The organism is Aeromicrobium erythreum (assembly GCF_001509405.1).
In the GTDB taxonomy this organism is placed as follows: domain Bacteria; phylum Actinomycetota; class Actinomycetes; order Propionibacteriales; family Nocardioidaceae; genus Aeromicrobium; species Aeromicrobium erythreum.
The window spans coordinates 528,021-541,865 of record NZ_CP011502.1 but is presented as its reverse complement, the minus strand read 5'-3'; the positions used below and the strand labels follow the sequence as shown (position 1 = coordinate 541,865).

Here is a 13,845-nt window from a genome sequence, read left to right as displayed (position 1 = left end):
CGGGAGTAGCATCCTGGGCAGACCTCACCACCCCCGAGGTCGACCGTCCGCGCGTCGGCCACCCCTACCGACGCCCTCTGCAAGGAGCCACCCATGCCCGACCCCGTCTTCAGCCACCCGCACGAACAGGTCGTGTTCTGCCACGACGAGGCGACCGGACTGCGCGCCATCATCGGCCTGCACTCCACGGCCCTCGGCCCCGGCCTCGGCGGCACGCGGTTCCACCCGTACGCGAGCGAGGCCGACGCCCTCGCCGACGTGCTGGCCCTCAGCCAGGGCATGGCGTACAAGAACGCCCTCGCCGGCCTCGACCTCGGCGGCGGCAAGGCCGTGATCATCGGCGACCCGCGCACCCAGAAGACCGAGGCGCTCCTGCGGGCCTACGGACGGATGGTCGAGTCGCTGAACGGTCGCTACTTCACCGCCTGCGACGTCGGCACGTTCAGCCCCGACATGGACGTCATCGCGCGCGAGACGTCGTACGTGACCGGTCGTACGGTCGAGCACGGCGGCGCCGGCGACTCGTCGGTCCTGACCGCGTTCGGGGTCTACCAGGGCATGCGCGCCAGCGCCCAGCACGTGTGGGGCGACGCGTCCCTGGCCGGACGCACGGTCGGCGTCGCGGGCGTGGGCAAGGTCGGCAAGCACCTCGTCGAGCACCTGGTGGAGGAGGACGCCCAGGTCGTCGTCACCGACGTCGACGCCGAGGCACTGGGACGCCTCACCGCCCGCTTCCCGCAGGTGCGGGTCGTCGGGTCCACCGACGAGCTCGTGCGCGAGCAGCTGGACGTGTACGCCCCCTGCGCGCTCGGCCGCGCACTGAGCGACGACGTCGTCGACGTGCTCAGCGCCCAGGTCGTCTGCGGTGGCGCCAACAACCAGCTCGCCCACGAGGGCACCGCGAAGCTGCTCACCGAGCGCGGCATCACCTACGCCCCCGACTACTGCGTCAACGCCGGCGGCGTGATCCAGGTGGCCGACGAGCTCGACCCGCAGGGCTTCAGCTTCGAGCGGGCGCAGGCGCGCGCCACCGGCATCTTCGACACCACGCTCGCGGTGCTGGAGCGGGCCGCCAGCGAGCACCTCACGACGGCCGAGGCGGCCGACCGTCAGGCCGAGCAGCGCATGCGGGAGGTCGGCGGCCTGGGCCGCATCCACCTGCCGCGCTGACTCACGACGACGCCACGCCCGGGTCCTGGGCGTCCACCGCCTCGACCATGGCGCCCAGGAACCGGCGGACGACGTCGATCTCGTCGTCGCTGAAGTCCTGCATCGCCTCGGTCATGGCCGCGGCAACAGGACCGAACATCGATCGCGCCGTCTCCCCGGCGGACGCGGTCATCTCCAGGCTCACCCGGCGTCGGTCGCCGGCGTCGTGGGACCGCTCGACGTGCCCGGACCGCTCGAGCCGGTCCAGCAGCGTGGTGGTGGCGGAGGGGCTGAGCATCAGCTCGCGCGCGAGCACCCCTGGCGAGAGCGGGGAACGCCCCTGCTCGCGGGCGCGCGCCAGCGCGAGCAGGGCCGACAGGTCGGAACGATGGAGGCCGCGCGCGGCCCCCGCGCGGTCGGCGTAGCGGGACGATCGCTCGGTCAGCTCGCGGACGAGGCGCACCACGTCCAGGCGCTCGCCGGTGGCCCAGGGCACCGCGCCCGCGCCGCCCTCGGGGTCCGTCGACCCGTCTTGCGCGCTCATGTCACCCATCCTATCCTTCTGGCGTGGAAACTTTCGATCATCGAACATTCTCCCTCGCCCGACTCGTCGGGCGTGGACGGTCCGTCGTCGTCCTCCTGCTCGGCCTCGTGATCGCCGGGGCCGTCCTCATTCTCGCGCCCGCAGCCACCCAGAGCACCAACGCCTCCGTGAACCTGCCTGACGACGCGGAGTCCGCGCTCGCCCAGCAGCGCCTCGCCGCACTCCCTGGCGGCGACGACGCCCCTGCGATCGTGGTCGCCTCCCGCGGCGGGGACCGGCTGTCGCAGACCGACCTCGCCGCGCTGGAGCGGCTCGGCGGCACCCTCGGCTCGAAGCTCGACACCCGGGTCGCCGGCCCGGTGCCGTCGCAGGACGGCACCGTCGCGCTGCTGACCGTTCCCCTGGAGGGCGACGTCGACGCCGAGCAGAACACCGAGCGGGTCGAGACCCTGCGCGCCGAGCTCCGCGACGGCCTGCCCGACGGCCTCGACGCCCAGCTGACCGGCGCCCCCGCGATCCAGGCCGACCTCGGCGCAGTCTTCGAGGGCGCCGACGTGCGCCTGCTGCTCGTGACGGCTGCCGTGGTGGCCCTGCTGCTGATCGTCACGTACCGCAGCCCGTGGCTCTGGCTCGTGCCCCTGGCCGTGATCGGTCTGGGCGACCGGGTCGCCGCGAAGGTGGTCGAGGCGGTCTCGCACTGGAGCGGCGTGCCGATCGACGGCTCCACCACCGGCATCACGTCGGTGCTCGTGTTCGGCGCCGGCACCAACTACGCCCTGCTGCTGATCGCGCGCTACCGCGAGGAGCTGCGCCGCCACGAGGACCGCCGCGAGGCGATGCGCCAGGCCGTCGGTGCCGCGGGCCCCGCGATCCTCTCCAGCTCAGGCACCGTGGTGCTCGGTCTGCTGACGCTGCTGCTCGCCGACGCCCCGTTCGTCAGCCGGATCGGCCTGGCGGGCGCCGCCGGCATCGTCGTCGCCGTGCTCTTCGCGCTCGTCGTGCTCCCGGCCGCCATGTCGATCCCGGGCCGCTGGTTGTTCTGGCCGTTCGTGCCGCGCGTCGGCGACCCGGACCCGTCGGAGCGCGGCGTGTGGCGCCGGGTCGGTCAGCGCGTGACGCGCCGACCCGTGCTCGTCACCGTCAGCGGCCTCGTGGTCCTGGTGCTCATGGCGCTCGGCACGCTCGGCCTGCGCACCGGACTCGGCCAGGACGAGCAGTTCCTCGACACACCCGAGTCGATCACCGCCCAGCAGACGCTCGCGTCGGCCTTCCCGGCCGGGTCGTCGTCCCCGACCACGGTCGTCACGACGCCCCAGCTCGCCGAGCGGGTGGTCCGCGCCGCGGCGGACGTGCCGGACGTGCGGTCCGCAGAGGTCGGGCGATCCGGCGACGGCGTGGCCGAGGTCAGCGTCGTCCTGGACGACGAGCCCGCGAGCGACGCCGCGCTCCGCACCGTGGAACGACTGCGCACCGCCGTCGACGACGTCGACCCGAAGGCGTTGGTCGGCGGGCAGGACGCGCAGGCGCTGGACGAGGCCGACACCGCACAGCGCGACCGCACGGTGATCATCCCGGTCGTCCTCGCCGTCGTCCTCGGGATGCTGCTGCTCCTGCTGCGCTCGGTCGTGGCAGCGGTGCTGCTGGCCGGGACCACCGTGCTGTCCTACCTGTCCGCCCTCGGCGTCGGGTGGCTGGTGTTCGACCACGTGCTGGGCTGGTCGGCCACGGACGTGAGCACGCCGCTGCTCGGGTTCATCTTCCTGGTGGCGCTCGGCGTCGACTACAACATCTTCCTCACCGCCAGGGCGCGCGAGGAGATGAGCCGGACCGGCGACGCCACCGGGTCGATCGTGACGGCACTGGCCGTCACCGGCGGCGTGATCACGAGCGCCGGCATCCTGCTCGCCGCCGTCTTCGCGGTGCTCGGGGTGCTGCCGCTGGTGCTGCTCGCCCAGCTGGGGGTCCTCGTCGGCTTCGGCGTGCTGCTCGACACCGTCGTCGTGCGCGGGGTCGTCACCCCGGCCCTCGTGGCGTGGTGCGGGCGTCGGTTCTGGTGGCCGAGCAGGCTCGCCCGGACGCCTCGGCTCCCGGGCTGACGGGCGCGAGCAGCACGATCAGCACGATCGACCGCGCACGCGCGAGCCGGTCCGGACCGACGTCCGGACCGGCTCGTCACGTCACCGACCGCCACGGCCAGACGTCAGGACGTCCGACGACGCGCGATCACGTCGACCACGTCCGCACGACTGCGGACGCACGCGAACAGTCGCCCCGACGGGCGACCGGGGGAACGGGCCTCAGCTGGCCGCTTCGTCCCCGTACTTCCTCGCGAGATCGGCGTACTGGTCCGGGATCGGGTCACCCGAGTCCTGGTGGAGTTCCTGTTGCAGATCGTCGAAGTCCGGATCGAAGGTCCGGTACTTCAGGTCGCGTGCGACCTTGGTCTGCTTTGCCTTTGCACGGCCGCGCCCCATGGGTCCGACCCCCTCGCAGAGAAATCGTCAGTATGTCGTGGTGCCTACCCTACCGAACAATCTCGAACGCGCTGGCAGCGGGGCCACGAGTCACGCGTGTCGGTTCTCCAGCGTGACCGTCCCGCCGGGACCGTGCACGCCCGCCTCGGCCACCTCACCCGCGACCCACGCCTGGATGCCGTGCTCGCCCAGCAGCCGCACGGCCGCGTCGGCGTCGTCCGGATCGACGAGGGCGACCATGCCGACGCCGATGTTCAGCGCCTCCTCCAGGTCGTGCTGGGAGACGTCGCCGAGGTCGGAGACGAGGTCGAAGATGGCCGGACGCGTCCAGGTGCTGCGGTCGACCCGCACGGACACGGTGTCGGGGACGACGCGCTCGAGGTTGGCCGCGAGTCCGCCGCCGGTGACGTGCGACATCGCGTGCGTCCGGGTGCGACGGACGAGGTCGAGGCAGGGCAGCGTGTACAGGCGGGTGGGCGTCAAGAGCGCCTCGCCGAGGGTCGCGCCGAGCTCGGGCACGTGGCGGTCGAGCGACCACTGCGCCTGGCCGAAGAACACGTGCCGGGCGAGGGAGTAGCCGTTGGAGTGCAGACCCGACGACGCCATGGCCACGACGACGTCGCCGGGGCGGACGAGCTCGGCACCGATCAGTGCGTCGGCCTCGACGACGCCGGTCGTAGAGCCGGCCACGTCGTACTCGTCGGGGTGCAGCAGCCCGGGGTGCTCGGCGGTCTCGCCGCCCAGCAGCGCGGTGCCGGCCTCGGCGCACGCCTGCGCGATGCCCTTGACGACGGCCGCGATGCGCTCGGGCACGACCTTGCCGCAGGCGATGTAGTCGGTCATGAACAGCGGCTCGGCGCCGCAGACGACGAGGTCGTCGACGAGCATGCCGACGAGGTCGTACCCGATGGTGTCGTGCACGTCCATGCGCTGGGCGATCTGCACCTTGGTGCCCACGCCGTCGGCCGACGTCGCGAGCAGCGGTCGGCGGTAGTCCTTCAGCGCGCTCGCGTCGAACAGGCCCGCGAACCCGCCGATGCCGCCGACGACCTCGGGGCGGCGGGCCTTGTCGACCCACTCCTTCATGAGCTCGACGGCGCGGTCGCCGGCCTCGATGGAGACGCCGGACGCGGCGTAGGCGCTCGGCTGCTGCGTGCTGGTCACTGGATCACCTTCAGCGGCTTCGCGTCGGTCTCAAGCAGGTGCTTGCCGATCAGATCGTCCTCCGGCAGCGGGACCGGGTAGATGCCGTCGAAGCAGGCGCGGCACAGCTTCTCCTTGGGCACGTTCGTGGCCTCGACGAGCTGGTCGAGCTCGACGTAGGCGAGGGAGTCGGCATCGATCGAGCGGCAGATCTCCTCCACGCTGATGCCGTTGGCGATGAGCTCGGCGCGCGAGGCGAAGTCGATGCCGTAGAAGCACGGCCACTTGACCGGCGGGCTCGAGATGCGCACGTGCACCTCCGCCGCACCCGACTCGCGCAGCATCCGCACGAGCGCGCGCTGGGTGTTGCCGCGCACGATCGAGTCGTCGACGACCACGAGCCGCTTGCCGGCGATGACGTCGCGCAGCGGGTTGAGCTTGAGCCGGATGCCGAGCTGGCGGATGGTCTGGGACGGCTGGATGAACGTGCGCCCCACGTAGGAGTTCTTGACCAGGCCGTGGCCGAACGGGATCCCGCTCTCCTCGGCGTAGCCGATGGCAGCCGGTGTGCCCGACTCCGGCACGGGGATGACGAGGTCGGCGTCGACCGGGTGCTCGCGCGCCAGACGTCGGCCGATCTCCGCGCGCACCGTGAAGACGCGCTGGTCGGAGATGGTGGTGTCGGGACGGGCGAGGTAGACGTACTCGAAGATGCAGCCCTTCGGCTCCGCCGGCGAGAACCGCTCGGTGCGCAGACCGTTCTCGTCGATGGCGATGAACTCGCCCGGCTCGATCTCGCGGATGAAGGACGCGCCGACGATGTCGAGCGCGGCGGTCTCGCTGGCGACGACCCAGCCGCGCTCCAGACGGCCGAGCACGAGCGGGCGGATGCCCTGCGGGTCGCGCGCGGCGTAGAGGGTGTGCTCGTCCATGAAGACGAGCGAGAAGGCGCCCCGCAGCTTCGGCAGCACCTCGATCGCGGCCTCCTCGACCGACCGGTCGGGGTAGGCGGCCAGCAGGCTCGCCATGACCGACGTGTCGGTGGTGGCGGTCTCGCCCTTGCCGCGCCGGCCAGGACCGTTCTCGGCCGTCCGCTCCTGCAGCATCGTGACGAGGTCGGCGGTGTTGGTCAGGTTGCCGTTGTGCGCGAGGGCGACGGATCCCTGCGCCGTGGGCCGGAACGTCGGCTGGGCGTTCTGCCACACGCTCGCGCCCGTGGTGCTGTAGCGCGAGTGCCCGATGGCGACCGAGCCCACCAGCGACTCCAGCGTCGACTCGTCGAAGACCTGGGACACCAGACCCATGTCCTTGTAGACGAGGATCTGCTTGCCGTTGCTCACCGCGATGCCCGCCGACTCCTGGCCCCGGTGCTGCAGGGCGTAGAGACCGAAGTAGCTGAGCTTCGCGACCTCCTCACCGGGAGCCCACACCCCGAACACGCCACAGGCGTCCTGGGGTCCGACGTCCTGAGGATCGATGTCGTGCGTCAGCCGACCGTCTCCGCGTGCCACCGCACCAGTGTAGGGGCCCGCCAGCACCCTCGGGACCGCCCTGGGCGTGACGTGGGCGGTAAGGGCTGGTGGTGCGATGGCTGAGGGGCTTCGTCCTGCTGGTGCGCTGCCTGCAGTGGTCTCGTCGCCTGCTGCGCTGCCTGCGGTCGCCGCGACCTTGCCGGTGCGCTGCCTGCGGGGGTCTCGCCGTGCTGGTGCGCTGCCTCGGCTGGCGCTGGGTGTGGTCTCCGAAGGGCCTCGACCGGGCGGCTGGCGGGCGCGTTGGGTTGGGCCCTCGGGCTGCGGCCCGCGTCGGACGCAAGGATCTGCGTTCTAGCGTCGGAGGCCAAGGATGTTGCGTTTGCCACGGGATCCCGTCACCAACGCAGAAGCGTTCGACGGTCAGCGCACGAAGGAAGAAGCCTGAGTGCACTTGGGGGTGGGGTGGGCAGCGCTTCTCCCTTCTCGTGGCACGGTCCACGAGAAAGGAGAATCTCTGCCACGTCTGACCCCGCCGGCGGTGGATCCACCACCTGTAGAGCCCTCAGAAGGTTGCAGATCCGCCGATGGGACGCGCACACGAAGAACCTTGGTCCGAGAACGCAGAAGCGATGAATCGTGTGTCCAAAGGCGAGCTCAGGCCAGACCCCGAGACCCGGAGCCGCCCCCAGGCCCACTGCCGGTCGAGGCCCTTTCGGAGACCAGACCCAGCGCCAGCCGAGGCAGCGCACCAGCAAGGTCACGACCCCCGCAGGCAGCGCACCAGCAAGGTCACGACCCCCGCGCGCAGCGCAGCAGCAAGGTCGTGAACCCACCGCAGAAGCACCAGCGAGCCCACCCGCGCCCACCCCGCCAAGAGGCGCCCCCGCCCCGACCGCCCTAGCGTGGACGGGTGCTCACCGCTGCTCTCTACGGTGCCGCGACGGCCGTGCCGCTCGTGGGGGGCGCGGCTGTGGGTCTGCGGTGGCGGATCCCGAAGCCGGTGCTCGCTGCGCTGATGGCGTTCGGGGCGGGGACGATGATCGCGGCGGCGTCGGAGGAGCTGTTCGGGCCGGCGTTCACGGAGGTGGGGGCCGGGCTGGCGGGTCTCGGGCTCATCGGGGGCGCGGCGGCGTACGTCGTCCTCAGCCACCTGCTCGACACCCGGCTCGGGACGTCGGCGGTCGGGCTCGGTCTGCTCCTGGGCGCGTTCCTCGACGGGGTTCCGGAGAACACCGCGCTGGGGGTGTCGCTGCAGGAGGGCGGGCTCGCGCTGCTGGTCGCGATCGCCGTCGGCAACACCCCCGAGGCGATCGCCAGCGCCGCCTCCCTGCGCGAGGACCCCGCGCTCGGGCCGCGCCGCGGACTGCTGCTGTGGGCCGGCGTCGGCGTCCTGCTGACCCTCGTCACGGTCGCCGCGCACGCCGGCAGCGACGTCGTCTCCCCCGCGGCGATCGCCGTCGCCCAGGCCGTCGCCGGCGGTGCGACCCTGGCCGTCCTCGCCGACACGCTCCTGCCCGAGGCCTACCGCGACGGCGGCTGGTGGATCGGGCTGTCCACCGCGCTCGGGTTCTGGCTGGCGTTCGTGCTCGGCTGACCCGCCGCGCCTCGTCGTGCGGCGCCCGGGCACCTCCGCCACGATGGACGCATGACGTCCGACCAGGTCACCGCCGAGCGGCTCGTCGCCGCGCCCGCCGACCGGATCTTCGCGATCCTCGCCGACGCGGGACGGCACCAGCTGATCGACGGGTCGGGCACCGTGCAGGGCACCACGGCCGAGAGCGAGCCGCTCTCGATGGGCTCGACGTTCGGCATGTCGATGAAGATGGGCCTGCCCTACACGACCCGGAACGAGGTCGTGGAGTTCGAGCCGAACCGGCGCATCGCCTGGCGCACCACCGGCCTGTTCGGGATCATCGGCGGACGCACCTGGCGCTACGAGCTCGTCGACCAGGGCACCAGCACCATCGTCCGCGAGACGTGGGACATCAGCGGCGACCGGCAGCGGATCTTCCTGCGTCGCGGCAACCTGCCGCGCACCACCAAGCGGAACATGGAGCGGACGCTCGAACGTCTCGCCGAGGTCGTCGAGCAGGCCTGAGCCACGCTCGACCCTTTCCCCGGTGACCCGGGGCCCTCTAGGCTGGCGTGACCCACGCCACAGAGGAGCGCCCGTGCCCGACCTGCCCGACGCCACGTACCTGTCCGACTTCCACCAGCACCGCGCCGAGCAGGACCCCGACGGTCGGTGCTGGACCTACCTCGACCGCACGTGGACGTGGGCCCAGGCCTGGGACGACGTGCGGCGCTTCGCCGGCGCCCTGCAGGCCGAGGGCATCACGCGCGGCGACCGGATCGCCTTCCTCGACAAGAACAACCCGGCGATCCTCATGGCGACGCAGGCGTCGTGCCTGCTCGGCTCGGCCAACGCGATCGTCAACTGGCGGCTCGCCGGCGACGAGCTCGACTACGTCATCAACGACGCCGGGGCGCGCATCCTCTTCGTCGGCCACGAGCTGGTGCCCACGATCGACCTCATCCGCGACCGGCTCGTGGGGGTCGAGCGAGTCGTCGTCGTGGGCGGCGAGCACGACGAGCTCGACGCGTTCCTCGCGTCGGCCGAGCCGGTCGGCCGCCAGCCGGGCGTGGAGCCGTCGGACGTCTGCCTGGTCATGTACAGCTCGGGCACCACCGGGCGCCCGAAGGGCGTGATGCTCACGCAGCACAACATGGTCGAGCACACGCGCAACGCGAAGGGCGACGTCGAGTACGGGCCCGACGACACGATGCTCGTCGCGATGCCGATGTTCCACGTCGGCGGCTCGTCCTACGCCCTGTTCGGCCCGGCCACCGGCACCCACGGGTACATCATCCGCGAGGTCGACCCGACGCTCCTCGCCGGCGCGATGGCGGCCGGGGTGACCCACGCGTTCCTCGTGCCGGCCGTCGTGGCAGGGCTGCTGCAGGCCGGACCCCAGGCGATGCAGCTGTTCAGTCGGCTCAAGGTCTTCTCCTACGGCGCGGCGCCGATGCCGTTGCCCGTCCTGCGCGGCGCGCTCGAGCACTGGCCCACGACCCAGTTCATGCAGGTGTACGGCATGACCGAGATGGGTGGCGTCGTGACGATCCTCGACGATGCCGCACACCGCGACGAGGACCACCCCGAGCGGCTCGTCTCGGCCGGTCGGCCGATCCCCGGCGTGGAGCTGCGTGTCGTCGACGTCGCCACCCTGCGCGACGTCGAGCCCGGGCAGGCGGGTGAGCTGTGGTGGCGCACCGAGCAGAACACGGTCGGGTACCTCGGCCGCCCCGACGCCACCGCCGAGCTCCTCCAGGACGGCGGCTGGCTGCGCTCGGGCGACATCGGCCGCGTCGACGACGGCGGGTTCGTCTTCATCGAGGACCGCGTGAAGGACATGATCATCACCGGCGGCGAGAACGTGTACTCCCCGGAGGTCGAGCGCGTGCTCGCGGAGCACCCGGCGGTGCTGGAGACCGCCGTGATCGGCGTCCCGGACGACACGTGGGGCGAGTCGGTGAAGGCCGTCGTCGCGTTCCGGCCCGAGCACCAGATCGACCCGCAGGAGCTCATCGACTACGCCCGCGAGCGCCTCGCCCACTACAAGGCACCGAAGTCGGTCGACGTCGTCGAGGCGCTGCCGCGCAACCCGTCGGGCAAGATCCTCAAGCGCGACCTGCGCAAGGGCTACTGGCCGCAGGACGGGCGCCAGGTCTGACGGCACGACGCGGGCCCCTGGACGCAGCAACGGCCCCGACCCTCCAGGGGTGTGGGCCGGGACCGTTGTGGTCCACAGCATACACCGGGTGAACAGGTTCTCGCGCGGTCGGGAAAGTTCTCAGCGGTGTGGAAAGCGCACCGGATCAGGCGTCCGGGTCGGCCGCCTCGGGCACGTCGAGCGGCAGGTGCGGCGACAGGTCGGACCGCTGGCCCGACGCCCGGACCCGCGTCCGGTCGGCAGCGGCCTCGGCCCAGGCGACCTGGCCCCGCGCGAGCGCGATCCAGGTCGCCGCGTCCATCTCGACGACGGCCGGCGGCGTCCCCCGCGTGTGGGTGGACCCCTCGATGCACTGCACCGCCGCGTAGGGCGGCACGCGCACCTCGACGCTGCGGCCGGGCGCACGGCGCGCCAGCTCGCCCAGGTAGTGCTTGACGAGCGGCTTGAGCACCTCGCGCGAGGCGTCGCCGTCGTCGAGCCGGGCGAGCAGGCCGTCGACCACCTCGGGCGTGAGCCCCACGGTCGGCCGCGCCACCGGCCTCAGGCCTCCAGGATCGGGCCGAGCGCCGCCGGCAGCGTCCGCCGCCAGGCGTCGCGCAGGTCATCGACGTCGATGGTGAACTGGCCCGCCACCTCGAAGGAGCACCCGCCGGTGCGGCCCACCGAGGTGAGCGTGACGCCGTGCTCCTGCGCGATCTGGACGACCTCGTCGTGGTGGTGCTCCGGCACGGCCAGGAGCGCGCGGGCGGCGGACTCGCTGAACAGCTGCAGGAACGGGTCGTCGTCGAGCTGCAGCTGCACGCCCACGCCGTGCGCGAAGGACCCCTCGGCGAGGGCCATGGCCAGGCCGCCGTCGGAGAGGTCGTGCGCCGACGTCAGCAGGCCCAGACGGCCCGCCTCGCGCACCACGGCCGCCAGGGCCTGCTCGGCGGCGAGGTCGACCGCAGGCGGCAGACCGCCGAGGTGGCCGTGCACGGTGTGCGCCCACGCGCCGCCCGAGAGCTCCTCACGGGTGTCGCCGAGGACCAGCAGGTGGTCGCCGTCGCGGGTGAAGCCCTGGCGCACGCGCTGCCGGACGTCCTCGATGACGCCGAGCACGCCGACGACCGGCGTCGGGAGGATGGCGGTCTCACCGGTCTGGTTGTAGAAGCTGACGTTGCCGCCGGTGACCGGGATGCCGAGCTCGGCGCACGCGTCCTTGAGACCGTGCGTGGCCTGCTCGAACTGCCACATGACCGCCGGGTCCTCGGGCGAGCCGAAGTTGAGGCAGTCGGTGACCGCGAGCGGCAGCGCACCCGAGACCGCGACGTTGCGGAACGACTCGGCGAGCGCGAGCTGCGCACCGGCGTAGGGGTCGAGCTTCGCGAACCGGCCGTTGCAGTCGGTCGAGACGGCCACGCCCAGGTGGGTGCTCTCGTCGACCCGGACCATGCCGGCGTCCTCGGGCTGCGCGAGCACGGTGTTGCCCTGCACGTAGCGGTCGTACTGGTCGGTGACCCACGACTTGTCAGCGAGGTTCGGACTCGTGACCACCTGCACGACCTGGCGGCCGAGCTCCTCCCCGGTGCTGGGCCGGGGCAGCTGCTCGGCGGTGTCGGCCTGCAGCGCGTCCTGCCAGTCGGGGCGGGCGTACGGGCGCTCGTAGGTGGGTCCGTCGTGCGCGACGGACCGCGGCGGCACGTCGACGATCGTCTCGCCGTGCCAGTCGATGACCAGGTGGTCGCCGTCGGTGACCTCGCCGACCACGACGGCCTCGACGTCCCACTTCTGGCAGATCGCCATGAACGCGTCGAGGTGCTCGGGCTCGACGACCGCCATCATGCGCTCCTGGCTCTCGCTCATGAGGATCTCCTCGGGCGAGAGCGACGGGTCGCGCAGCGGGACGGTGTCGAGCTCGACGTGCATGCCGCCGTCGCCGGCGCTGGCCAGCTCGCTCGTGGCGCACGACAGGCCGGCGCCGCCGAGGTCCTGGATGCCGTTGACGACCTTGGCCGCGAACAGCTCGAGGGTGCACTCGATGAGCAGCTTCTCCATGAACGGGTCGCCGACCTGGACGCTGGGACGCTTGGCCGGGCCGTCGGCGTCGAACGTCTCGGAGGCGAGCACGGACACGCCGCCGATGCCGTCGCCACCGGTGCGGGCGCCGTAGAGGACCACCTTGTTGCCGACGCCGGACGCGAACGCGAGGTGGAGGTCTTCGTGGCGCAGGACGCCGACGCAGAGGGCGTTGACGAGCGGGTTGCCGAGGTAGGTGTCGTCGAAGACGACCTCGCCGCCGATGTTGGGCAGGCCGAGGCAGTTGCCGTAGCCTCCGACGCCGGCCACGATGCCGGGCAGCACGCGGGAGGTGTCGGGGGCGTCGAGGGGGCCGAAGCGCAGCGGGTCCATGACGGCGACCGGGCGGGCGCCCATGGCGAGGATGTCGCGGACGATGCCGCCGACGCCCGTGGCGGCGCCCTGGTAGGGCTCGACGTAGGACGGGTGGTTGTGCGACTCGACCTTGAAGGTGACGGCGTAGCCCTGGCCGATGTCGATGACGCCGGCGTTCTCGCCGATGCCGGCGAGCGTCTTGCCGAGCGGCGTCTCCTGGGGCAGCTCGCCGAACTTCTTGAGGTGCACCTTGGAGGACTTGTAGGAGCAGTGCTCGCTCCACATGACCGAGTACATGGCGAGCTCCGCGCCGGTGGGGCGACGGCCGAGGATCTCGACGATCCGCTCGTACTCGTCGGGCTTGAGCCCCAGCTCGGCCCACGGGAGCTCGCGCTCGGGCGTCTCCTTCGCGTGGGCGACGGTGTCGAGCTGGCGCGGGCTGTCGGGCAGCGGGGCGTCGGTCACCTGAGAATCCTATCGGCGGGCGCGGCCGGGCCGGTGGACTGTCGGCGCGTCAGGCGGTGACGTCGCCGATCGCGAGCGCCGCGGCCGTGTTGACGAGCCACGGCAGGGCCGCGAAACCGACCAGTACGCCGACCACGACGAGCGCGATCGCGGAGCCGCGCAGGGCGCGCGGCCGCAGCACCCAGAGGGCGACGAGGCAGCCGACGAGCACCACCCCGCTGGCGATGGCGGTCACGAGGACGTAGCGCCCGAGGTCGGTGCTCGGGAACGACGCCTCCGGGGCCCCTCCGGGCAGGATCAGCACGTCCGTGCCGAGGAGGTAGCGGGCGGCCACCGAGAACAGCAGCGTCAGCGTCGTGCCCAGGGCACCCCCGAGCGCCACGCCCCAGCCGAGGCTGCGCCCCACGTCGGTCCGTTCCACGCGCCCGAGCCTAGACCGTCGCACCGACCCCGCCGCCCGGCCCGTGCCCGCCCCCTGGGCGGTAGGTGGGCCG

General features: G+C 72.4%; 12 protein-coding genes. 5 read left to right on the top strand and 7 right to left on the bottom strand.

The window, feature by feature from the left end:
- Window positions 1–93: 93 nt before the first annotated feature.
- Window positions 94–1,170, top strand: a complete 1,077-nt coding sequence (locus Aeryth_RS02615; RefSeq protein WP_067854296.1) for a Glu/Leu/Phe/Val dehydrogenase dimerization domain-containing protein — start codon at window positions 94–96, stop codon at window positions 1,168–1,170.
- Window position 1,171: 1 nt separating this feature from the next.
- Here Aeryth_RS02615 and Aeryth_RS02610 read toward each other — a convergent pair whose 3' ends face one another.
- Window positions 1,172–1,693 (bottom strand): MarR family winged helix-turn-helix transcriptional regulator, encoded by a 522-nt coding sequence (locus Aeryth_RS02610; RefSeq protein ID WP_158509167.1) that lies wholly within the window; start codon window positions 1,691–1,693, stop codon window positions 1,172–1,174.
- Window positions 1,694–1,716: 23 nt separating this feature from the next.
- On the opposite strand from Aeryth_RS02610, the gene Aeryth_RS02605 reads away from it, so the two are divergent.
- Window positions 1,717–3,789, top strand: a complete 2,073-nt coding sequence (locus Aeryth_RS02605) for an MMPL family transporter (RefSeq protein ID WP_067854291.1) — start codon at window positions 1,717–1,719, stop codon at window positions 3,787–3,789.
- A 201-nt stretch (window positions 3,790–3,990) separates the two neighbouring features.
- Here the strand turns inward: Aeryth_RS02605 and Aeryth_RS17260 are convergent, their stop codons facing one another.
- The 3 genes from Aeryth_RS17260 to purF all read right to left on the bottom strand — a co-directional run bounded on the left by Aeryth_RS17260 (window position 3,991) and on the right by purF (window position 6,821).
- Window positions 3,991–4,167, bottom strand: coding sequence for a DUF3073 family protein (locus Aeryth_RS17260; protein WP_083516201.1), 177 nt, complete (start codon window positions 4,165–4,167; stop codon window positions 3,991–3,993).
- A 90-nt stretch (window positions 4,168–4,257) separates the two neighbouring features.
- Window positions 4,258–5,331 carry a phosphoribosylformylglycinamidine cyclo-ligase gene (gene purM / locus Aeryth_RS02600; RefSeq protein ID WP_067854288.1) on the bottom strand — a complete coding sequence of 358 codons (1,074 nt, stop codon included), beginning with the start codon at window positions 5,329–5,331 and terminating at the stop codon, window positions 4,258–4,260.
- Window positions 5,328–6,821 carry an amidophosphoribosyltransferase gene (purF, locus tag Aeryth_RS02595; RefSeq protein ID WP_067854285.1) on the bottom strand — a complete coding sequence of 498 codons (1,494 nt, stop codon included), beginning with the start codon at window positions 6,819–6,821 and terminating at the stop codon, window positions 5,328–5,330. Before purF ends, purM begins: the two co-directional genes overlap by 4 nt.
- An 871-nt stretch (window positions 6,822–7,692) precedes the next feature.
- Here purF and Aeryth_RS02590 point away from each other — a divergent pair.
- The 3 genes from Aeryth_RS02590 to Aeryth_RS02580 all read left to right on the top strand — a co-directional run bounded on the left by Aeryth_RS02590 (window position 7,693) and on the right by Aeryth_RS02580 (window position 10,516).
- Entirely contained in the window at window positions 7,693–8,376 is a 684-nt protein-coding gene (locus Aeryth_RS02590; protein WP_067854282.1) for a ZIP family metal transporter, read from the top strand.
- 51 nt (window positions 8,377–8,427) lie between these two features.
- Window positions 8,428–8,880, top strand: a complete 453-nt coding sequence (locus Aeryth_RS02585) for an SRPBCC family protein (protein WP_067854280.1) — start codon at window positions 8,428–8,430, stop codon at window positions 8,878–8,880.
- Between the two features lie 73 nt (window positions 8,881–8,953).
- A complete protein-coding gene (locus tag Aeryth_RS02580; RefSeq protein ID WP_067854278.1) occupies window positions 8,954–10,516 on the top strand; it encodes a long-chain-fatty-acid--CoA ligase in 1,563 nt (520 codons plus the stop codon).
- A gap of 145 nt (window positions 10,517–10,661) precedes the next feature.
- Here Aeryth_RS02580 and Aeryth_RS02575 read toward each other — a convergent pair whose 3' ends face one another.
- Genes Aeryth_RS02575 through Aeryth_RS02565 form a run of 3 tightly spaced genes read right to left on the bottom strand, consistent with a single transcriptional unit; the run spans window position 10,662 to window position 13,772 of the window.
- Entirely contained in the window at window positions 10,662–11,051 is a 390-nt protein-coding gene (locus Aeryth_RS02575; protein WP_083516199.1) for a sterol carrier family protein, read from the bottom strand.
- A gap of 5 nt (window positions 11,052–11,056) precedes the next feature.
- A complete protein-coding gene (purL, locus tag Aeryth_RS02570) occupies window positions 11,057–13,351 on the bottom strand; it encodes a phosphoribosylformylglycinamidine synthase subunit PurL (RefSeq protein ID WP_083516198.1) in 2,295 nt (764 codons plus the stop codon).
- A 49-nt stretch (window positions 13,352–13,400) separates the two neighbouring features.
- Window positions 13,401–13,772 (bottom strand): hypothetical protein, encoded by a 372-nt coding sequence (locus tag Aeryth_RS02565; protein WP_144433642.1) that lies wholly within the window; start codon window positions 13,770–13,772, stop codon window positions 13,401–13,403.
- Window positions 13,773–13,845 lie beyond the last annotated feature (73 nt).

Coding starts and splice junctions, on each gene's coding strand:
- Aeryth_RS02585 (WP_067854280.1), top strand. CDS start 8,428: ATGACGTCCGACCAGGTCACCGCCGAGCGGCTCGTCGCCGCGCCCGCC.
- Aeryth_RS02610 (WP_158509167.1), bottom strand. CDS start 1,693: ATGAGCGCGCAAGACGGGTCGACGGACCCCGAGGGCGGCGCGGGCGCG.
- Aeryth_RS17260 (WP_083516201.1), bottom strand. CDS start 4,167: ATGGGGCGCGGCCGTGCAAAGGCAAAGCAGACCAAGGTCGCACGCGAC.
- Aeryth_RS02615 (WP_067854296.1), top strand. CDS start 94: ATGCCCGACCCCGTCTTCAGCCACCCGCACGAACAGGTCGTGTTCTGC.